The 20,790-nt window shown below is 52.1% G+C and carries 17 protein-coding genes; 11 read left to right on the top strand and 6 right to left on the bottom strand.

Going from position 1 to position 20,790, the window contains the following annotated elements; genetic code table 11:
- The first annotated feature begins 7 nt into the window (after nucleotides 1–7).
- From V0288_RS12520 to V0288_RS12475, 10 genes are all read left to right on the top strand, one after another.
- Nucleotides 8–586: a type IV pilus modification PilV family protein gene (locus tag V0288_RS12520; RefSeq protein ID WP_332865439.1), complete on the top strand. Its 579-nt coding sequence runs from the start codon at nucleotides 8–10 to the stop codon at nucleotides 584–586.
- 15 nt (nucleotides 587–601) lie between these two features.
- A complete protein-coding gene (locus V0288_RS12515) occupies nucleotides 602–1,276 on the top strand; it encodes a pilus assembly FimT family protein (RefSeq protein ID WP_332865438.1) in 675 nt (224 codons plus the stop codon).
- 37 nt (nucleotides 1,277–1,313) lie between these two features.
- Nucleotides 1,314–2,096 carry a hypothetical protein gene (locus V0288_RS12510; protein ID WP_332865437.1) on the top strand — a complete coding sequence of 261 codons (783 nt, stop codon included), beginning with the start codon at nucleotides 1,314–1,316 and terminating at the stop codon, nucleotides 2,094–2,096.
- Nucleotides 2,097–2,437: 341 nt separating this feature from the next.
- On the top strand, nucleotides 2,438–4,015 hold the full coding sequence (locus V0288_RS12505) for an NAD(P)H-quinone oxidoreductase subunit 4 (protein WP_332865436.1): 1,578 nt from the start codon (nucleotides 2,438–2,440) through the stop codon (nucleotides 4,013–4,015).
- Nucleotides 4,016–4,168: 153 nt separating this feature from the next.
- Nucleotides 4,169–8,092, top strand: a complete 3,924-nt coding sequence (locus V0288_RS12500) for a PAS domain S-box protein (protein ID WP_332865435.1) — start codon at nucleotides 4,169–4,171, stop codon at nucleotides 8,090–8,092.
- 7 nt (nucleotides 8,093–8,099) lie between these two features.
- The gene (locus V0288_RS12495) at nucleotides 8,100–8,477 is read left to right on the top strand and encodes a response regulator (RefSeq protein ID WP_332865434.1); all 378 of its coding nucleotides are present in this window, start codon (nucleotides 8,100–8,102) and stop codon (nucleotides 8,475–8,477) included.
- A gap of 237 nt (nucleotides 8,478–8,714) precedes the next feature.
- On the top strand, nucleotides 8,715–10,643 hold the full coding sequence (locus V0288_RS12490) for an APC family permease (protein ID WP_332865433.1): 1,929 nt from the start codon (nucleotides 8,715–8,717) through the stop codon (nucleotides 10,641–10,643).
- A gap of 183 nt (nucleotides 10,644–10,826) precedes the next feature.
- The gene (locus V0288_RS12485; protein WP_422661965.1) at nucleotides 10,827–11,111 is read left to right on the top strand and encodes a hypothetical protein; all 285 of its coding nucleotides are present in this window, start codon (nucleotides 10,827–10,829) and stop codon (nucleotides 11,109–11,111) included.
- Nucleotides 11,112–11,430: 319 nt separating this feature from the next.
- Nucleotides 11,431–12,264, top strand: coding sequence for a M48 family metallopeptidase (locus tag V0288_RS12480; protein WP_332865431.1), 834 nt, complete (start codon nucleotides 11,431–11,433; stop codon nucleotides 12,262–12,264).
- 224 nt (nucleotides 12,265–12,488) lie between these two features.
- Nucleotides 12,489–12,767, top strand: coding sequence for a thylakoid-associated protein (locus V0288_RS12475; RefSeq protein WP_332865430.1), 279 nt, complete (start codon nucleotides 12,489–12,491; stop codon nucleotides 12,765–12,767).
- 423 nt (nucleotides 12,768–13,190) lie between these two features.
- Here V0288_RS12475 and V0288_RS12470 read toward each other — a convergent pair whose 3' ends face one another.
- Nucleotides 13,191–14,270 carry a PIN/TRAM domain-containing protein gene (locus V0288_RS12470; protein WP_332865429.1) on the bottom strand — a complete coding sequence of 360 codons (1,080 nt, stop codon included), beginning with the start codon at nucleotides 14,268–14,270 and terminating at the stop codon, nucleotides 13,191–13,193.
- 258 nt (nucleotides 14,271–14,528) lie between these two features.
- Here V0288_RS12470 and hemW point away from each other — a divergent pair, with 258 nt between their 5' ends.
- Complete coding sequence (hemW, locus tag V0288_RS12465) at nucleotides 14,529–15,683, top strand: radical SAM family heme chaperone HemW (RefSeq protein ID WP_332865428.1); 1,155 nt, start codon at nucleotides 14,529–14,531, stop codon at nucleotides 15,681–15,683.
- Between the two features lie 9 nt (nucleotides 15,684–15,692).
- Here the strand turns inward: hemW and dusA are convergent, their stop codons facing one another.
- The 5 genes from dusA to V0288_RS12440 all read right to left on the bottom strand — a co-directional run bounded on the left by dusA (nucleotide 15,693) and on the right by V0288_RS12440 (nucleotide 20,719).
- Nucleotides 15,693–16,676, bottom strand: a complete 984-nt coding sequence (gene dusA / locus V0288_RS12460; RefSeq protein WP_332865427.1) for a tRNA dihydrouridine(20/20a) synthase DusA — start codon at nucleotides 16,674–16,676, stop codon at nucleotides 15,693–15,695.
- A 104-nt stretch (nucleotides 16,677–16,780) separates the two neighbouring features.
- Entirely contained in the window at nucleotides 16,781–17,509 is a 729-nt protein-coding gene (locus V0288_RS12455) for a hypothetical protein (RefSeq protein ID WP_332865426.1), read from the bottom strand.
- A 60-nt stretch (nucleotides 17,510–17,569) separates the two neighbouring features.
- A complete protein-coding gene (locus V0288_RS12450; protein WP_332865425.1) occupies nucleotides 17,570–18,844 on the bottom strand; it encodes a hypothetical protein in 1,275 nt (424 codons plus the stop codon).
- 138 nt (nucleotides 18,845–18,982) lie between these two features.
- Nucleotides 18,983–20,407, bottom strand: a complete 1,425-nt coding sequence (locus V0288_RS12445) for a WGR domain-containing protein (protein ID WP_332865424.1) — start codon at nucleotides 20,405–20,407, stop codon at nucleotides 18,983–18,985.
- A gap of 54 nt (nucleotides 20,408–20,461) precedes the next feature.
- Entirely contained in the window at nucleotides 20,462–20,719 is a 258-nt protein-coding gene (locus tag V0288_RS12440) for a hypothetical protein (protein ID WP_332865423.1), read from the bottom strand.
- Between the last annotated feature and the right edge of the window lie 71 nt (nucleotides 20,720–20,790).

Below are 20,790 nucleotides of genomic sequence, written 5' to 3'. Positions count from 1 at the left end.
ATCGACGATGGTTAACCCGCGATGGCTAGTCATCCTCGCCGGGAACAAACCGAGCGATCGAGGGTTTACGATGCTGGAAGTGTTGATCGCCATTATGGTAATTACTTTCTTTCTCGCGGGAACCCTACAGTTGATGGCGATCGATACCCTCTATAAAATCCTCGCCAAACAACAGGCCAACGCGGCCCAGTGGATTCAGGAAGACGTGGAAGAGATCCGGGCGTTAGCGGCCGGGATCACTCGAAATGACGCTCTCTGTAAACCGACAACCATTACTTCCACGAATAATTACGCTTCGGTTTTACAGGGTCAGATCGCGGCGAGTACGACGCTTCCGGGAGCGAATCCGAGAGCGCTGTTAGTTTCTAACGGTAAACTCTATCAGATGGCTCGTACTTACGCCACGGTAACAACCGACCAACCGAACGTTCTCAAAATCAGTTATACCGTGACCGATATTCGGGCGAACAATACCTTAACCCCCGACTCGACTCAACGGAATCAAGATATTAACCGAGATTCTACCTCGGTGATCGCCCGATTCTATACCGAGATTATTCCCGCCGCCTCTTTTCAATGCCCCTAAAGTAAGGTGATCGTTATGCGTCGTTTACTCACTCCCGAGCATCGGGGATTAACCTTAATGGAAACCCTGATCGTTATCATTTTGATCGGTGTTTTAGCGGCGATGGGGGCTCCTCATGTATTCGCGACCTTGAGTGGTAATAGAGTTCGACAGGGAGTGGGCATCGTCCGGACCGCCTTGCAAGATGCCCAACTGCAAGCGATCCGTCTCGGCAAAAAATGTACGGTCGAACTAGGACAGGAATCCGGAAGTACCAGTAATTATTTCGATCGTCTGCGCGCCACTCCCGTCGGCTGTTTCGTCGCCGGTGAAACGACCACAGAAACGACAACGGTTGGCGGGACGACGACTACCTATCAAGTCCTTCGTTTACCGAGGGGAGTTAAAGTTTCCGTGTCCTCGAACGGGTCCGGGACTATTCCTAGCTTCCGTTTTTCTTTTAAAGGACATATCATCGATTATTCTTCTCTCGCCGTGTCGGGACAGATACCCACCTTCGTGGTTTTCGCGGTTGACGAGAGTACCGATTCTCCTTTCACGAGCGATAGCTATCCGAAAAAATGTTTGATGGTCGCTTCCATGCTGGGAATGATCCGAGGGGGAAATTATCGGAACGCGACGACCGCGAACGCTCTGGCTTCCGCCCAGGTTTCTAGTACGAATTGTGATGCTTTAATCGAGGGACGATGAGAATAATATCGTTCTACAGTGCAACCGGGAGAGAGTTATGGAACGGAAAGATATAAAAAAAATTATCTCCCCGAAGGTGGCTTCGGGATTCACCTTATTAGAACTGATTCTAGCCTCCTTACTCACGACGATCGTGGTAACGCTAACGGGAATCGGATTGCTCAATCTCTCGTCTAGCGACCTACGCAATGCCGCCGAAAAGGAGCTGATTACTAATTTCAATCGCGCGAGCGCTTTGATTACCGACGAACTCCGTCAAGCCCGACGGGTGATGACGCAGGACGACCTGAGATCGAGTAATGATACTGCCAACGGTATCCCGAGCGGGGCTATCCCGGGCGTGGCGACTCGGGTATTAGGGATTGTCAATCCCAATTTCACGACCCCGATCGTTTACTATACGCTCGCGTCTCCGGCCAAGTTAGTCGGGCCTCGGGTCCTATACCGGTACGGGCCGGATCTTAACGAGGACGGAACCTATAAAACCCCTACTAATACCGCTACTTGGGTAACGGCCGTCGTGACCGATCTAATTCCCGATGTTAACGATGCCACTAATGATACCGCCGTACTCTCCTCGCTGAGAAGAACCTGCTCTTCCGGGTGGACGAGAATTCCGTCTAGTGACTCGGATATCGATGGTTTTTCGGTCTGTATCAACGGTACGAACCGTGTTAACCTCCGCATCTACGGCACCGTTCCCTTGAAGCTCACCGGGACTCCCCGGATCAGCTATGAAACCTCGACTACCGTATTCACCCGTTCCGCTCCTTCTACACCCTCTCCCTCTCCCTCTCCTTCTCCTTCTCCCTCCCCGTAACCTTTCCGAACCCCCGCGGGAAACCGATCGAAAACGGGACGCGGGTTAACCGGGATTCGATCGAGGGACGGTTCCCGCGGAAACTTTTACGGGAGATTTTTAGCGGAATTCGTTGAGAACCGAGCGCGCGTCGCCGGTTACTGTTACGTTTTTTTAAGGGAAAAGAAACTTAATCTTCACGAACGGACAAGGGAAGAAAAAATCTTGTTAGATTGAGTTTGGTGCGATCGAGCCGATGGCATCCGATCGAGGGGAATCGCCGATTTTGAACGGAAAAGCATCTACATCTATACCGGATTTCCCCGATCTTGACCATTAAATGAATCTTAAAAAAATTGCCGATGAATCTAACGAACTTTCCGTGGTTAAGCGTTATCATCCTCTTCCCGATCGTCGCCGCTTTATTCATTCCCCTAATTCCCGATAAAGACGGCAAAACCGTTCGCTGGTACTCCCTGACGATCGCCCTGATCGATTTCGCGATCCTGATCTACGCCTTCTATACCGGTTACGATTTCAATAACCCGAACCTGCAACTCGTCGAAAGTTACACCTGGCTCCCGGAAATCGACCTAAAATGGTCGCTCGGCGCGGACGGACTCTCGATGCCCCTGATTATCTTAACCGGGTTCATCACCACCCTCGCCATTCTCGCCGCGTGGCCGGTCACGTTCAAGCCGAAATTATTCTATTTCCTGATGCTGGCCATGTACGGGGGACAGATCGCCGTGTTCGCCGTGCAGGATATGTTACTGTTCTTCCTCGTCTGGGAACTAGAATTAGTCCCGGTTTACCTGATTCTCTCCATCTGGGGCGGAAAACGCCGTCTCTACGCCGCTACCAAGTTTATCCTCTACACCGCGGGCGGATCGCTGTTTATCCTCGTCGCCGCTCTCGCGATGGCCTTTTACGGCGATACCGTCAGTTTCGACATGACGACGATCGCCGGGAAGGATTTCCCCCTGAAACTGCAATTATTCCTCTACGCGGGCTTTCTCATCGCCTACGGGGTGAAACTACCCATTTTCCCCCTGCACACCTGGCTACCCGACGCGCACGGGGAAGCGACCGCGCCCGCGCATATGTTACTGGCGGGAATTCTCTTGAAAATGGGAGGTTACGCGCTCCTGCGGATGAACGTGGGAATGTTACCCGACGCGCACGCGGTTTTCGCGCCCGTTTTGGTGATTCTGGGGGTGGTGAATATTATTTACGCCGCGCTGACTTCCTTCGCCCAACGGAACCTGAAACGGAAAATCGCCTATTCCTCGATCTCGCACATGGGATTCGTGCTGATCGGGATCGCCTCGTTTACCGACCTCGGTACTAGCGGGGCGATGTTACAGATGATCTCCCACGGGTTAATCGGGGCGAGTCTGTTCTTTATGGTGGGCTGTACCTACGATCGAACCCATACCCTGATGCTCGACGAGATGGGGGGAGTGGGGAAAAAGATGAAAAAGGTCTTCGCCATGTGGACGACCTGTTCTCTGGCTTCCCTCGCCCTACCGGGGATGAGCGGTTTCGTGGCGGAATTGATGGTTTTTATCGGTTTCGCGACCAGTGATGCCTATAGTACGACTTTCCGGGTGATTATCGTCTTCCTGGCGGCGATCGGGGTCATTCTCACGCCGATCTACCTGCTGTCGATGCTCCGGGAAATGCTCTACGGGCCCGAGAACAAGGAACTGGAGGAACACCACGCGCTGGTGGACGCGGAACCGCGGGAGGTGTTTATTATCGCCTGTCTGCTCGTGCCGATCGTCGGTATCGGTCTATACCCGAAAGTCGCGACCTCGATCTACGACGCGACCACGAATCAGCTAACCGCGCTTATGCGGGATTCCGTCCCGAGTTTGGTACAACAGGCGAAAGCGGGTGAACGTCCTCTAATTTCGCTGAAAGCACCGGAAATTTAATTCTTTTGGACGGTTTATTCTAGAGATCCGACGAGAGCGCGTCGGGTCTCTCTTTTTTCGGGAGCTATTTTTTCGATTCTCGATCGCCGTCGATCATTCTAAAGATAGATGATCGATACTGGTAAATAGCTCTACTCGTCTCCCTTCTCCCTGATGACCGTTCCCACCCGGAAACCTCTATGCCCGAAAATTCCCCTGTGTTGGGTGTTGATCGTGCCGTTCGCGCTACAGATCTCGGGGGCGGTCGGTCTGGTGGGCTATCTCTCCTACCGGAGCGGTGAGAGAGCGGTGGAGAAACTGGCCGATCGATTGATAGTAGAAACGGGAAATCGAGTCGAACAGGAATTAGAAACGTATTTAGGAAGGGCGAGAAAGACTAATCTCGCGAATGTAGCCGCTTTCGAGACCGGAGCATTGGATTTAAACGATTTTAATTCTATAGGAAAATATTTCTACCGACAGGTGCGATTGTACGATTTCGCCTACGTCAATTTCGGGGGCGCGGACGGTTCGTTTATCGGCGCGGGCTACGGGCTGAATAATGTCATCGGGATCGCGGAAATCTCCCCGTCCGATCCGCGAACGCTTCGAGCTTATTCCATCGACGAACGGGGAAATCGAAAGAAGTTACGAGCGATGGTACCGGCCAGAACCAATCAGGCCGCCTGGTATACCGACGCGGTGAGGGCGGGAAAACCGGTCTGGAGCGAGATCTATACTTGGGGAAATTTCCCCGATCGAATTTCGATTTCCGCGAGCGCTCCCGTGTACGACGAACGGAAAAAGTTATTGGGGGTGTTGGGCATCGATTTGGAGTTGAGCGGGATCGGCCGGTTTTTACAGAAGCTCGATCGGGGGAATTCGGGACAGATTTTTATTTTCGAGCGGAAATCGGGAAAACTGGTAGCCACCTCCACGAAAGAATCACCCGCGCCGATTATCGGGGGAAAGGCGCGGCGGATTACCGGGGAAGAGAGCCGAGATCCGATCGTCCGCCAAGTATCGAGGGAGTTACGCGCCCGATTCGGGGATTTTCGCGGGATTTCCGCTCCCGCGCTGTCGCGTTTGGAAATCGATCGCCGGAATCTTTTCGTTCGCGTGATTCCCTATCGCGATGACTACGGTATCGACTGGTTAACGGTGGTGATCGTGCCGGAATCGGAATTTATGACGGAAATCTGGCACAACTGGCGGAACACGATCGCCTTGTGCGGGCTAACGCTATTCGTAACCACCGGACTGGGAATTTTCTTCGCCCGTCGCATCGCCCGATCGATCTACCGGGTTAGCCGGGCGAGCCGGTTACTAGCGGCGGGAAAATGGGAGGAATCGTTAGAAGAAACGAGTTTTATCGCCGAGATCGATACGTTAAACCGTTCTTTTCACCGAACCGCCGAACAGTTACGGTCAGCGTTCGATCGGGTGAAAATCGCCCTACAGGAGTCGGAAACGAAATTCTCGAAAGTTTTCCGCTCCTGTCCCGATCCCATGTCCCTGAATACGCTCGGCGAGGGCGGCCGTTACGTGGAGGTGAACGATAGTTTTCTGGAGTTGAGCGGCTATAGTCGGGAGGAAATCATCGGTCGAACCCCGAAAGATGTAGGACTGGGTATCGAGCCGCGACAGGAGGAAATTTTAGAAGAAAAGTTAAAAGAGCGGGGATTTATCCGGGGATTTGAATATTTTTATCGGACGAGAGCCGGAAAATCGGGAACGTGCTTACTGTCGATCGAGATCGTGGAGATCGAGGGAAAGCTATATACCTTGAGCATTTCCAAGGATATCACCGATCGGAAACTCGCGGAGAAAAAACAACGCGAATCGGAACTTAAATTCGCCAAACTCTTTCAGATCAGCCCCGATCCCGCTTGGATCGGGATTTTGCCCGAGGGTCGTATCCTCGATGTCAACGAGAACATGGCGCGGTTCTGGGGATACTCGATCGAGGAAGTGAACTGTAAAACCTGTAGAGAGTTAGAATTATGGCATAATATCGAGGATTTTTCTTATTTTCAGAAAACGCTGACCGAAGAGGGAAGGATTGAAAATTGGGAAGTGATCGTCCGGGATCGCTCGCGAACCCCGCGGACGGTTCTGCTCTCGGCTACCCTCCACCGCTTCGACGGACAGGATTTCGTCCTCGGGATGATCAAAGATATCAGTGAACGGAAAGAAGCGGAGCGGGAGTTACAGCGAACGCGGCATTGGCTCGATCAATTCAGTCTGCACTCTCCCTCGATTATTTACACGGTCGTCGCGCGTCCCGACGGTTTGGTTCGATTCGAGTATATGAGCGCGGCGTGCGAGACGATCCTCGAAGTCGCGTCCGAATGGGTTATCGAGAACGGCAACGCGTTTATAGACATGATCCATCCGGACGATCTCGCCGCTTACAGGGAAGCGGTAGCCCGTAGTGCCGAGAGAATGGAAACTTTCTCGCACCAGTGGCGCGTTATCACCCCATCGGGAAATATCAAATGGTTACAGGGCAAATCGCGACCGGAGAGACGGCAGAACGGCTCGATCGCCTGGTACGGGGTCGTGGTCGATATTACCGAGCAGAAGCGGGTCGAACGCGAACTACAGCGAGCGCTCCAGCAGATCGAAACCCATTTCGAGAACTCGCCCCTGGCGATCGTGCAATGGGATAAAGACTTTCGCGTGCTGAGGTGGTCGAAACAGGCGGAACGGGTGTTCGGTTGGCGATCGGAAGAGATCCCCGTCCTCCCGATAGATCTGATTTATCCGGAAGATCGCGAGCGATCGACCGAACACTTGCATAGGTTACTATCGGGGACAGTCAAGGGAGAATCGATCCTGCTCCGGAATTACACGAAAGACGGTCGCCTGATTACCTGTCAGTGGTATAGTTCGGCGATCCTCGATGATTCGGGGGATTTCCATTCGTGTCTCGCTTTCGCATGGGATATTACCGATCGGGTGAAAGCCGAAGAATGCCTGCGGGAGAGCGAGGAACGTTTTCGGAGCGCGTTCGAGGATACGGGGAACGGGATGGCGTTAGTCGCTCTAGACGGGCGTTTTCTCCAGGTGAATCGTTCGTTATGCGAGATGATCGGTTACGGGGAAGCGGAACTTCTGACCAAGGGATTTCAGGATATCACCCATCCGGACGATGCGAGCGCGAATCTAGAGGGACTCGAACGACTCTTAACCGGCCAGATCCGCGTGTACCGGGTGGAGAAACGCTATCTCCACGCGTCGGGACGGATCGTGTGGGGTTCGGTCACGGTCTCGACAATTACCGATAAAGCGGGAAATCCGCTGTATTTCGTCGTCCAGATCCAAGATATCAGCGAGCGCCATCAACTCGATCGACTCAAGGACGAATTTATCTCGATCGTCAGTCACGAACTGCGGACTCCGCTGACCTCGATCCGCGGTTCCCTGGGCATTCTCGCCACCGGGGTACTGGAGAAAGATCCGGAAACCGCCAATCGGATGTTAAAGGTCGCGCTCAACAGTAGCGAGCGTTTAGTCCGTTTAGTGAACGATATCCTCGATCTCGAACGCTTGGAATCCGGTAAAGTCGAATTAGTGATGGAAAACCACGATATCGGCGATTTACTCGACCAAGCGATAGAATCCGTGAGCGCGCTGGCCGCGGAACGCTCGATCGTCATCGAGGTCAATTTCCCCCGAGTCCGCGTCCGCGCCGACGGCGACGCGATTATCCAAACTTTAACCAATCTCCTCGGGAACGCGATCAAATTTTCCCCGGACAGGAGTACCGTTCGTTTAACCGCGCGGGTTCGGGATGGAGAAACGATTTCCGGGGAGATAGCGGGCGATCGGGAGGCGCTTTTCCGGCAGAATTATCCCGATCCCTATCTTCTGTTCGCTGTCGAGGATTCCGGCCGGGGCATCCCGATCGATAAACTGGAGACGATTTTCGGCCGCTTCCAACAGGTGGACGTGTCCGACGCGCGCCAGAAAGGGGGAACCGGTCTCGGCTTGGCTATCTGTAAAAGTATCGTCCGGAAACACGGGGGCGCTATCTGGGCGGAGAGCGAATTAGAGCGGGGAAGTACCTTTTATTTCACACTACCGGGACTTTGAGGGGCAAATGAAACGAATTCTCATCGTCGATGACGATCCGGATATCCGCGACGTGACCCGCGTGGCTTTTCAAGTTTTTACCGCGTGGGGGGCCGGTCTGGCCGGATCGGGTGCCGAAGCGTTAGAAGTCCTCCAGAAAGAAGCCTACGACGCGATTTTACTGGATGTATCCATGCCCGATATGGACGGTTTCTCGGTGTTCGATCGCTTACAATCCGATCCCCTCACCCGCGATATTCCCGTGATTCTCCTCACGGCCAAAGTTCTCGCCAGCGATCGGGAGCGCTTCGCCCGGATGAAAATCGCCGGGGTGATTACTAAACCTTTCGATCCGGTCGGCCTGCCGAAGCGCGTCGCCGCTTTACTCGGATGGGAGATTTCGTGATGGGGAGATAGGAGGAGGTGAGGAAGATGGGGGAGTTTTTCAAGAAAAAGAAAAAGAGCTTTCTTCATCTTTTCACCTTTACCCTTTACCCTTTCACCGTTTCCCGCCCTCACCTCCCGCCTCCCACCCCCGCTAAACGGAAAACTTCCTAGCGAAAGTTCGGACGATCGAAAAACTTTGGTAGTCTGGTGGATAGTCCTATTGACCGAAGATCCCTTCCTTTGGCGGGCGCTACCGATGTCTAGACCGATCGTTCCCACGGCTCCCTATTACGATCGTTTCACGCGCTGGTTGTTGAAATCGGCAAAAAGCGGAACCGGTCATCCCCACTCGCAACATCCGTGGTGGAAAGTCATGTGTTTGACGGGCGTGGATTATTTTTCCACGCTAGGCTATCAACCGGGGATCGCCGCTCTGGCCGCGGGGTCGCTCTCGCCTTTCGCCACCTTGATCCTCGTCTTGTTGACCCTGTTCGGAGCTTTACCGATCTACCGACAGGTCGCGCGGGTGAGTCCTCACGGGGAGGGTTCGATCGCCATGCTCGAACATCTCCTACCCCGATGGAGGGGGAAACTGTTCGTTCTCTGTCTCTTGGGTTTCGTGGCGACCGATTTTATTATCACCATCACCCTCTCCGCGGCGGACGCGACGGCGCATATCATCGAGAATCCCCTGGTTTCCCGTTTCGTGAGCCATCAACAGGTTCCCTTGACCCTGATCCTGATTTCCCTGCTGGGGGCGGTATTTTTAAAGGGATTTCAAGAGGCGATCGATATCGCCGTTTTTTTGGTAGTCGTCTATCTAGGCTTGAACTCGATCGTCGTCATCGACGCGATTTATTTGGTCGCGCGAGATCCGTCGGCGATCGCCAACTGGCAACAGAACCTACTCGCCGAACATTCCAATCCTTTCGCCATTCTCGGCCTCTCGCTGATCTTCTTCCCGAAACTCGCCCTGGGACTGTCGGGATTTGAAACCGGGGTCGCCGTGATGCCCCTGGTGCGCGGAAACGAGACCGATACCCCCACCAACCCGCGGGGTAGAATTCAAAACACCCACAAACTCTTAACCGTCGTCGCGTCGATCATGAGTTTTTTCCTGATCGCCAGTAGTCTCGTGACGATTCTCCTCATTCCCCCGGCGGAATTCGCGGTCGGCGGCAAGGCTAACGGTCGCGCCCTCGCCTATCTCGCCCACCAACATCTCGGCGAACTGTTCGGGACGATCTACGACCTCAGCACGATCGCCATTCTCTGGTTCGCGGGCGCTTCGGCGATGGCCGGTTTACTCAATATCGTCCCCCACTACCTGCCGCGGTACGGCATGGCCCCCCAATGGGCGAGCGCGATCCGCCCCCTCGTCCTCGTCTACACGGGAATCGCCTTCGCGGTCACGCTGATTTTTAACGCCAGCGTGGACGCGCAGGGAGGGGCCTACGCGACCGGGGTGTTGGTGCTGATGACCTCGGCGGCACTGGCGGTAACGTTACTCGTCCGCCAACAACGGGAACCGAGAGCGTTTTTCCTGTTCGCCTCGATCGCCCTCGTCTTCCTCTACACCACGATCGTCAATATTATCGAGCGCCCGGAAGGGCTTCAGATCGCCTCTTTCTTTATCGGCTCGATTATCGTCATCTCCATGCTCTCGCGGGTTTCCCGCTCCACGGAACTGCGGGTCGATCGCGTCGAGATGGACGAGATGGCGGAACGGTTTATCGACGAGGAGCGTCAACCCACGATCCGACTGTTAGCCCACCGTCCCGACCGGGGAGATATCGAAGAATACTTCTGGAAAGAGAAGGAAATGCGGAAAGATAACCACATTCCCGATACTGACTCGGTACTATTCTTGGAAATACGGGTTTCCGATGCCTCCGAGTTCGCCGGGACGGTTTATATTCAGGGGGTGGAAGTGGGAAGTTACCGCATTTTGCGGGCGCGGGCGGCCGCGGTTCCCAACACGATCGCCGCGATCTTGCTCTACCTACGCGATAAAACCGGCAAGGAACCCCACGTTTATTTCGGCTGGGCCGAGGGCAATCCCCTCCAGTTCCTCATGCGCTTTATCCTTCTCGGCGAGGGCGACGTGGCGATTATGACCCGCGAGGTACTCCGCAAGGCGGAACCCGATCCCGATCGCCGTCCCGCCATCCACATCGGTGGCTAGTTCGGTTATGTTTCTTTACCACATTACGGTTCTTAACCAAGAATTTTAATTTTGTTTTAAGATTCTTTAAACAAAGCGATCAAACCGAATTTTCGCGGGTATCGTATAAGCATAGACAGGGCGAGCCTAAATTCTTAGCGGTTCTCGCCCGATCGGCCTCTAATCCCTTGGAGACAGGCGATGATGCTTACTTTGCTCCGTTCTCTCCTATTCACCACTCTCTTGAGTTTTTTAACTCCCGTCCTGCTCGTGGGAGCGAGTTTAACCGCTCTGTGCGTCACCAGCTATCTACCGGGCTTTTCCTTCATCAGTCAAACCGGTTCCGACCAGATCCTCGAATTTTTGACCATTTTCGGCAGTGGCTACCCCGTACAGGGGATGCTGACGATCGGTATCACCTTCGCGCTAGTCGGTAGTCTCTTCGATCTTTTTAACTTCTACGTCTACCAGGGAACCCGAGGGCAATAATAGACCTCCCGCGAGAATTAAAAATCTCTCGTCGGGTTAGGAGTCAGGAGTCAGGAGTCAGGAGGCAGGAGTCAGAAGTTAGGAGGAAGAATAGTATAGGTAATTTTTTAAAAAAATGCCTATTTATCGTCTGTAGTTCCGGTTTTTGAAGTTTTTAGACCCTCGAAAATGAATTCTGCAAGAGGTCTATTTATCCCGCCAAACGGTAGTTTGTCGAGTGTCGATCTCTTTTTCAAGGCATCGATCGCGCGATCGATCCCCTAGCCGACGAGATCGGGTGGCTAGAATGGAAAATAGGTTCCCGATACTTCGATCGCTCATGGTTTCCAGATTTTATCGTTTCGGGCTTTACGCGCTCGTATCTCTCTTTTTTACCGTTAGTGTCGGTTTTTTGAATCCAGATCCGGGACAGGCGAGATCGTGGGTCGATTTACTCTTAAACGGCGTACAGGTTCTCCAACTCTCCAATATTTCCGACCGGCAGGAAGTCGCCCTCGGACAACAGATCGATCGGGGTTTACTACAGCAGGGGAAAATCACCCCCGTCCGGGACGCGGGAATTAACGAATATATCAACGATATCGGGCAGAGATTAGCCCGGTATAGCGAGCGCCCCGATATTCCCTACACCTTTCGCGTGGTGCGCGACGATAGCGTTAACGCCTTCGCCACGATGGGCGGATTCGTGTATATTCACTCGGGATTGATTAAAGTGGCCGCGAACGAGGCGGAATTAGCCAGCGTGATCGCCCACGAGATCGGGCATATCGCCGCGCGTCACTCGATCGGGCAGATGCGGAACGCCGCCATCGCGCGGGGAGTCTTGAGCGCGACCGGACTGGACACGAGAAGTTGGGTACAACTCGGCGTTAACCTCGTGTACAATCTCCCCCACAGTCGCCAGGATGAACTAGAGGCCGATCGACTGGGGTTAAACAACCTGATCGCGGCCGGATACGCCCCGAGCGCGATGGTTTCTTTCCTGGAAAAACTGCTGAAAAAAAGCGGTTCTACCCCGTCGTTTCTCAGTACCCATCCCGCTACCGAGGAACGGATCGAGCGTCTTCAGGCGGAGATCGATTCGATCGATACCGCCGCTAAGGGAGGCCTAGATCGAACCTCCTATCGTTCCCGCGTGCGCGCGCTTTTGTAGGGAAAAGAAACGCTCGATCGGACTGACTCTAGTGTAAAGATCTCTCTCATAATCTTAGGATTCTGTAACGGGGATAACATCGGCGCGGGGAGCGATTCGGTCTATAATAAAAAGAAGATAAATCCTTATCTTCGCGCGAATTTCTATCATCGAGACGGTGGTAATACCGCCCCACCCTCTCCTCGTCTTTTCACGGACGGGCTAGTTAGCGGTCGAGATTCCTTATGTACGCGAACTATTTTGAAGAGTACCAGAAACAACTCGCCGATTGGCAGAAACAGTTTCTCGCCACTTGGACGAGCGCGATACCTTCTGGCAAGCCGGTTTTTGAATTTCCCGACAGCGTGAAACAATCGATCGAGCTTCAAGAACAACTCGTTAAATCCTATCTAGAATCCCAGGAAACCGCGGCGAAAATAGCCCTGGAAAATCAGAAGAAATTCTGGGAAGGCTATTTCGATCTCGCCCGTCAATCCCTCGCGACGGCCACGAAAGCCGCCTAGGGAGATCTTTTCCGGCTTTCTTTCTTTTCCCCGGTAGCGATCGAGAGTTCTCGCCCCGGGAGATCACTCCCTCAATCTATGGCTAAAACCCCGGACAGGGTGCGAAACACGCGATCCGGGGTTTTCCTATAGGAGTCAGGAGTCAGGAGCCAGGAGCCAGGAGTCAGGAGTCAGGAGTCAGGAGGAAGAATAAAGAATATTTTAGCTAAAAATCTCACTATAAGCCTCTTTATCGAGTCAAAGCCTAGTTTGTGAAGTTTTTAGACCTTCAAAAACGAATCGCGCGAAAGGTCTTCTCTGTCGTCTCTTTAAGCCGTAGTGTTTATTAACTGACGCTCGCGATTTAACGGGATAAATCGATTGTTCTCACCTATTTTTAGCGTGAAGTCTTTTCTCCGCTTTCTCCTGCCTCCTGCCCCCTCACTAAGCGATCACCGAGGTCTGGGGTTTGGCGAAAATCATCCGACCCGCGGAAGTTTGTAACGCGGAGGTGACGACGACGCGTAACTCGTTGCCGAGATAATCTTTGCCTTCCTCGACGACGACCATCGTTCCGTCTTCGAGATAGCCGATACCCTGGGTGGGTTCTTTGCCGGCCTTGAGAATTTTCAGATCCAAGGTGTCGCCGGGAAGGTAAATCGGTCGGACGGCCTGGGCGAGATCGTTGACGTTGAGAATCGACACTTTCTGGAGATTGGCGACCTTACTGAGGTTGTAATCGTTCGTGAGCAGGGTGGCGTTAATTTCTTGGGCTAAATGAACTAATTTCGCGTCTACCGTGTTAATTTCCTCGTAATCGGCGGAATGGATGATGATGCGATCGGGGAATTCCTCTTGAATCCGGTTGAGGATATCCAATCCCCGGCGGCCGCGAACGCGTTTTTGGTCGTTACTGCCGTCGGCTAACTGTTGGAGTTCCTGGAGAATAAAGCCGGGGACGAGGATCTGTCCCTCGATGAACCCGGTTTCCAGTAACTGTTCGATCCGTCCGTCGATGATACAACTGGTATCGATGATTTTCGTCGCGGCCGCCTGTAGCGTTCCCTCGGCCACGAGAAGCGACTCGATACTGTTCGGATTGATTAAACGGAGGAATGTCCGACCGTGGGTATCGGCGAGACTGACCCCCAGATAGGAAAACATGACACTGCCTAAAATCGCCAGTAAAGGCTTAATATAGGAGAATTCACTGGGAATCGGCAGGAGGAAAAGCGGCGCTAACATGAGATTAACTATCAGGAGACCGATCACTAAACCGATCGCCCGCGTTAGAATTATCTCGATCGGGGTTTGACGGATCTGGATTTCCAGGCGGCGATAGGTGGTTTGGGCGACCAATCCGAGGGCTAACCCGATAATCGAGGTAAAACCCGCCGATAGCCAGCGTAAGGCTTCAATATTGGTGATCTGCGCCTGTACCCCTACCGGGAGCAAATCCACGCTACTGAAACCGATACTAGCGAGCGCGACAACGAATAAGAGAATAATAATGGCATCGAGCATGAGGATAATCCCGAATAATACAGGGGAAATCGCGGATGAAAAAGAATCGATCGCTCGCGATCGAGTTCTTTTCTAATTATATCCGTGTGTCTCTCCCCTTCGTCGGGGCGAGAGTTGCTTTCATTCTAGAAGACACGCTCTCGACCGGTGGGAAATCTTAGCAAAAGGTAAACCGGCGAGAGATCGACCGGTATTCAGGGGGGAAATGTGCGGGATTCGAGCGGTATTTTTGCAGGCGAAGGATCGACGCGGGGGGCGATGGCCGATGCCGCTTACGTTCATCTTCCTTTCTGTCGCCGTCGCTGTTTTTACTGTGATTTTCCGATCTCGGTCATCGGTAATAAGACGGAACCCGATCGATTCCGCCCGATCGAGGAATATGTCGGGAGAGTGCGGGAAGAAATCGAGCGAACCCCGATCGAGGGAAAACCGCTACGAACGATTTTTTTCGGGGGGGGAACTCCCTCGTTAGTCCCCGATCGATCGCTGGCGGTTATTATCGATTGTCTCGCGGGAAAATTCGGTCTTTCCCCGGATATCGAGATCTCGATGGAAATCGATCCGGCGACGTTTCCCCTCGATCGATTGCGGGGTTACGTCCGCGCGGGGGTGAATCGGCTGAGTTTAGGAGCGCAGGCTTTCCAGGATCATTTATTAGAGATCTGCGGTCGATCGCACCGCGTCGCCGATATTTACCAAGCCGTGGATTTTATCCATCGCGTCGGGGTGGAAAATTTCAGCCTCGATCTGATTTCCGGACTACCCCACCAAACCCGACAAGATTGGGAAAGTTCACTGGAAAAAGCGATCGAACTCCAACCGAAACACCTCTCCTGTTACGATCTGGTGTTGGAGTCGGTCACTCCCTTCGGCAAACAGTACAAACCCGGCGAAAAACCGCTTCCCGACGACGAAACCACGGCTGAAATGTACAAAATGGCTAGTGAACGGCTAAGAGAGGCGGGATACGACCATTACGAGATCTCGAATTACGCTCGATCGGGTTTTCAATGCCGTCACAATCGGGTGTACTGGGAGAATCGTCCCTATTACGGTTTCGGTATGGGCGCGGCGAGTTATACCGGGGGAAAACGTTTCACCCGTCCCCGGACCAGAAAAGAGTATTTCGATTGGGTGCGGGACGGATGTAATATCGAGGTTCCGGAAACGGGGGAGATCGATCGCTTGCTGGAAACGCTGATGTTAGGGCTGAGATTGGCGGAGGGAGCCGATTTACGGGCGATCGAGGCGGATTTCGGTTCGGAAGTCAAAAATTCGATTTTAGAGGTATTACAGCCGCATTTTCGGCGAGATCTGGTGAGACTTGAAGGCGATCGGATTCGATTAACCGATCCAGAGGGATTTTTATTTTCCAATCGGGTGTTGACGGATCTGTTCGATCGATTCGAGTAAAGGGGGGATTCAAGAATTTCCGAGATTGGCAACGGAATCTACTTCTTGTAAAGCCTGCTGAATAACCGAAGAATCGGCGTTCGGATGGTGGCTATTCTCGCTAATATATCGCTTCCAGGCTTTCGTTCCGGGTTGTCCCGCGAACAGTTGCAGGAGGTGTTTACTGATGGTGTGTAATTTATAACCTTTACCGACCCATTCATCGATGTAGGGAAGCATTTTTTCGATCGCTTCTTGACGGGTGGGAGGGGTGGCGGGTTCACCGTAAAAATCCCGATCGACCGTGGCGAATAAATAGGGATTCTCGTAAGCCGCGCGGCCGATCATTACCGCGTCCACCCGTTGTAAATGATTTTTCACCTGTTCTAAATCGGTGATCCCCCCGTTAATCTCGATAAATAGGCACGGGAATTCCTGTTTTAAGCGATAAACGTCCTCGTAACGCAGGGGGGGAACCGTGCGATTTTCTTTCGGACTCAAACCCTTCAGCCATGCTTTGCGCGCGTGAACGGTAAAGCGTTGGCAACCCGATCCGGCGACGATTTTGACGAAATTCGCCATATTCTCGTAACTATCGAGGTCGTCGATGCCGATCCGGTGTTTTACCGTCACGGGAATCGATACCGCTTGTATCATGGCCTCGATCGTTTTGGCGACGAGTTCCGGCCGCGCCATTAAACAGGCCCCGAAATTGCCTTCTTTCACCCGCGAACTCGGACAGCCGACGTTTAGATTCACCTCGTCGTAACCGAAATCCTCGGCAATTCTGGCACATTCGGCGAGTAAAGCGGGATCGTCTCCCCCGAGTTGGAGAGAGAGGGGTTTTTCGAGTTCGGAGAAACCGAGAAGTTTATATCGATCGCCGTGTTTAATCGCCATCGCGGTGATCATTTCCGTGTAGAGAAGGGGACGACGGGTAATCTGCCGCAGAAAGTAGCGAAAGTGGCGATCGGTATAGTCCATCATCGGCGCGACACTGAGGATATTTCCCATCTCTTTTTTCCTTCGATCGTCTGTATCGATATTTCTATTATCGCTCGCGGGTCGGTTGGATCGCGGCCTCGATCGTCTATATTTCTGACGATTTCTTTTGACTTTTACGCCCTGGTCTGATTTAACAGCTTGAGTAATTGCACGCCGATATTTAAATACGATCGAATTTCTTCGGGGGGGAGAAGACGGCTTTCGGTAAAAGTCCGCGTTCCCTCCACGCGTACTCTTCGAGAGCGATTCATACTATCCCCCGCGGGAAAAATTAGCACGTAAGATCCTCTAGCTTCCGTACAGATTTTGTGTTTTTCATAAAATTTGATAAGATTGGCTTGAAACAGCGATCGAACCTCTCCCTCTTGATTTGATTGTAAGCGGTAACGCTGAGAAAAATCGGGGAATTCGGCGAAGTTAATATCCTCGAACCCGAAGACATTTCCCAATTTATCGAAGATATGTTCGGGACGTAGGCTAAAAGTAGGAACGTTGAGGGATTCATCGTAGAAGAACAATACGGTTTGCACGAAAGTATCGGTGTTATCGGGATGTCCGATCGTGTAGGTATAGTCGAAAATAGAGATCGAGTACGTTTTTCCCTGACGCGTGATATTTCCTCGGATGAGATTCCGAATCTGGCGATTTCTTCCTTGAGTGAAGAAATCAAAATTCGCCAAAAATAGCCCTAGATTCTCCTCTCCATCGAAAAAAAAATGTAAGTTTAACTGTCGGGCGAGTGCTTGTAAATCTTCTCGGCGTTTTTTATTGACATAAATTACGAATCCGACAAATCCAGCGATCACGATAATCACTAAACTAATAACCAAGAATCCTTGCATTTTGACCGTTCCTCAAACTGGTGGACTTAGGGAGATGAATGAAAAAAGAAATTTTAGTTTTTAGTTGCGCTTACTCTGAAAATCTTTGAGACTTGCTAGGAACTTCTGGGTTTCTAAACCAGGAATCGAGAAACTGGCGATCGTCCCGTCGCTCGTGGTTCCGTACAGTCGATCGCCGAAAGAATATAGATTTAAAACAACACCGCAATTCGTAGTATATTTTTCTATCAGTTCTCCTAAAAGATTGAAAACATAGAGATTCGACAGATGATCGGCGACGAAAAGTAAATTTTTCTCCCGTGAGAGCGTGCAAGAATAGGCGGCTCCTTCCAGTTCGGCGAAAAGTTTTGTCTCGGTAGTTTTCATCTTGATATCGCCCGTTTTCGAGAGTTGATAGAGCGTTCGATCGCTCGTCCCGACGATAACCGAATCTTCTGTTATAACCCCACAGAGAACCGATTCCGTAGGATGAGACCATAATAATTTTCCCGTATCGATATCGTAAGCGGATACACCGGAATTATGCCCTTGATAAACCGCTCGATCGTCCGATTGTAAAAACCAAGTTCGATGATAATTCGTTTGAATTTTCCAGAGCGGTTGTAGGTCTAAATTTAGTTGGCTCAGTTGTCCGTAAGTGTCCGCGATATGGATGCGATCGATCGCTAAATCCACGCTATAAACCATGAAATCGATCCATTGCGAAACCGCGTCAGTACGGAAATTATAAACAGCTTCTGGCAACTTTCCCGTTAAATCGTAAAGATTACCATCGTCACAACTCGCGTAGATCGATCGATCGTTACCGACAAGACAACGGGTGATTTTCGGTAACTGAAACTGATTGACAATTTGACCGTCATGATCTAGGACTACAATCAAGCCATCGCGATTTCCTATCCAGACAGTATTCTCGTTAACATAAAGCGCCCAAGCGGGAATTTTCCAAGTTCCTCTAGGGTTGGGCGGGGTATATTGCCATCGCGTCGGTAAAGAAGGGGAAATCGGCGGTTTGTCCCGTCCCGGATTGTAGCCGCTCGCTTTCCCTTCCGCGAGAAATAACGGTCGGAGATGCGCCCATTTCTCCTCTCGTAAACAGCGATCGTACTCGTAAAAACTGGCGGATTCCATGACCCAAAAAGTCAGATAATCGAGTTCGGGAAACTCATTAACATTGATCAAGCTTTCTCGATTCTCGGTAGAACCGTAATCATATTCAAACGCTCGGCGCGATTCGTTCGGGTGCGGACAGAACATCAATCCCGCCATCGCTCCCGTCACGGTACACTGCAAAACAAAACGTCCATTTCCCCCGCGATGAATGAGATAACTCATACTATTTAGATCCTCGATAAAATGAAACCGTAGGGTGGGTTAGCGAAGCGTAACCCACCAAGAAGCAGAAGGCAGGAGTCAGTAGGCAACAATAACACTATTTATTATTTCCCCATCTCCCTCACCTCCGCATCTCCCTCACACTAATCGCTTAATTTCCCCGTAGGCGCGATAGAAACCACCGCGCGCGGACTCGCGGACTTCTTGCACCCGGTAACGCGCTCCGTTTTCCCGGATATCGCGGGGAAATTGCACGAACCAATCGGGATTATAGCCCTCGGAAACGACGCGGACCCGTAATTCATTTCCCTTTTGAAAACATTCTAGAATCACCCCTTCACTCGAATCGCGGGTAGTTTCTAACGCGGTTGTCACCGAAACGCTAGATAACGCGGTAGGGGCTTGAATTCGGACGGTTTCGGGCAGGGAACCCGTTTTCGCCGCCTCGATCGCCTGCGGACTCACATCCATACAGGCTAACGTCCCATCAGTGGTGACGAGATAGAGAAAATCGTCAAGAAATTGCATCGATAGCGCGGAACCGCACCCCGTCGCCAGTTTCCACACGCGCTCGCCGGACGCGGTAAAACAGTACACCGAAGAGGAATTATCCCCGGCGAAAACGTGTTCCCCCGCGGGAGAAGTGGCGCAGGAATACACGGACGCGTCACAGGTATATATTCGCTCTATATCGCCTTTTTTGCTCAAACGATAGAGTTTTTTAGCGGAAGTCCCCGCGTATACGGTATCGGTTTCCTGCCAGCCGAATAGTACAGCGCCGTCGGTGGGTTGATGCCATAACTGCCGTCCTTCCTCTCGATCGTACCTCGTTACGCCGAGATGATGCCCGTGATAGATGCCGTCCCGGTCACATCGCACCATCCAGCCCGATTTTCCCTGACTCAAACGCGTCCATTCTCCCTCCCCGGACGGCTCGAATTTGGAGAGAGCGCCATTCGCGTCGGATACGGTTAACGTCCCGTCGTCGATATCCAGCCAGAAAATATCGATATTTCGATCGATCTCGTAAGCCAGTCGGGGCAGTTTCCCGCTCAGATCGTAAACGTTCCCATCGTCACAACCCACGTAAATCCAAATATCATCGGCAACGATACACTTCACCCCGTCCGGCAATTGAAATTGGTTGAGAACTTTTCCCTCGTGGTCGAGCTTGTATACCTGTCCTTTCTGATTGCCCACCCAACAACCATCGCGGGCGATAAAAATCCCGAAAGCGATCGATCCCGACGCGAATTTCCAGACAATCGGGGCGTGTTTGGCGCTAGAGGGGGTACTTTCCACCTGACGACGGGTGACGGGGCGTTTTTGTCGCTCTCCCATCACCGCGGGCGCGTAGCCTTTGCGTAGCTTCTCGTTAATTTTTTTACCCGCCTCGGCTTTCGCTTTTTCCTCGCTGGGATAGGTTTTCGCCTGTTGTTGTCCCTTATCGCCAATCCGTCCGTAGCGAATCCGTACTTCCGTTCCCGCGACGATCACCTCGTAAAATTTATGGGAACCGCTATCGCCTTCGGAGAGTTCTAAATAGGTAGTTTCCTCGCTCATTCGCTTTTTCCCTCCATACCTATTTTAATTCTAGGGATGGTTTCGGGATTTGGATCACCGGTAGGAACACGGATTTTCGGGCGATCGATTATTGTCATCGAGTTCGGATCGATAGGACTCGAAAGCAGGAAAGTCGGGAGTTTCCTTGTAGGATAAAACGGCATCCGACCACCGCGGAATAGAATCGAGTTTCGTTGGGATTTCCTGAAGTAAAGCTTGAAGAATTAGAGTTTCGAGGGGAATATTCGATCGATCCGCTTGACGGATCAGGGCTTGTTCGAGGTCGGGAGGTAGATCGATCGTGATTTGCATCGGTTTTCTTCGATTTCACAGAGAAGAAGATCGGAAAATAATTAAGAAAAACGCGATAAGTTTCGAGTGAA

The organism is Pannus brasiliensis CCIBt3594, from assembly GCF_036688125.1.
GTDB classification, from domain to species: domain Bacteria; phylum Cyanobacteriota; class Cyanobacteriia; order Cyanobacteriales; family Microcystaceae; genus Pannus; species Pannus brasiliensis.
Note: the sequence above shows the minus strand (reverse complement) of the source record. Positions and strands in the feature narration are given on the sequence as shown.

Bases quoted from the DNA above. Each gene is read 5' to 3' on its own strand.
- dusA (WP_332865427.1), bottom strand. From the start codon at position 16,676: ATGGGAAATATCCTCAGTGTCGCGCCGATGATGGACTATACCGATCGC.
- V0288_RS12505 (WP_332865436.1), top strand. From the start codon at position 2,438: ATGAATCTAACGAACTTTCCGTGGTTAAGCGTTATCATCCTCTTCCCG.
- V0288_RS12450 (WP_332865425.1), bottom strand. From the start codon at position 18,844: ATGAGTTATCTCATTCATCGCGGGGGAAATGGACGTTTTGTTTTGCAG.
- hemW (WP_332865428.1), top strand. From the start codon at position 14,529: ATGGCCGATGCCGCTTACGTTCATCTTCCTTTCTGTCGCCGTCGCTGT.
- V0288_RS12520 (WP_332865439.1), top strand. From the start codon at position 8: ATGGTTAACCCGCGATGGCTAGTCATCCTCGCCGGGAACAAACCGAGC.
- V0288_RS12485 (WP_422661965.1), top strand. From the start codon at position 10,827: ATGCTTACTTTGCTCCGTTCTCTCCTATTCACCACTCTCTTGAGTTTT.
- V0288_RS12495 (WP_332865434.1), top strand. From the start codon at position 8,100: ATGAAACGAATTCTCATCGTCGATGACGATCCGGATATCCGCGACGTG.
- V0288_RS12475 (WP_332865430.1), top strand. From the start codon at position 12,489: ATGTACGCGAACTATTTTGAAGAGTACCAGAAACAACTCGCCGATTGG.
- V0288_RS12470 (WP_332865429.1), bottom strand. From the start codon at position 14,270: ATGCTCGATGCCATTATTATTCTCTTATTCGTTGTCGCGCTCGCTAGT.
- V0288_RS12500 (WP_332865435.1), top strand. From the start codon at position 4,169: ATGACCGTTCCCACCCGGAAACCTCTATGCCCGAAAATTCCCCTGTGT.
- V0288_RS12455 (WP_332865426.1), bottom strand. From the start codon at position 17,509: ATGCAAGGATTCTTGGTTATTAGTTTAGTGATTATCGTGATCGCTGGA.
- V0288_RS12515 (WP_332865438.1), top strand. From the start codon at position 602: ATGCGTCGTTTACTCACTCCCGAGCATCGGGGATTAACCTTAATGGAA.
- V0288_RS12480 (WP_332865431.1), top strand. From the start codon at position 11,431: ATGGTTTCCAGATTTTATCGTTTCGGGCTTTACGCGCTCGTATCTCTC.
- V0288_RS12440 (WP_332865423.1), bottom strand. From the start codon at position 20,719: ATGCAAATCACGATCGATCTACCTCCCGACCTCGAACAAGCCCTGATC.
- V0288_RS12445 (WP_332865424.1), bottom strand. From the start codon at position 20,407: ATGAGCGAGGAAACTACCTATTTAGAACTCTCCGAAGGCGATAGCGGT.
- V0288_RS12490 (WP_332865433.1), top strand. From the start codon at position 8,715: ATGTCTAGACCGATCGTTCCCACGGCTCCCTATTACGATCGTTTCACG.
- V0288_RS12510 (WP_332865437.1), top strand. From the start codon at position 1,314: ATGGAACGGAAAGATATAAAAAAAATTATCTCCCCGAAGGTGGCTTCG.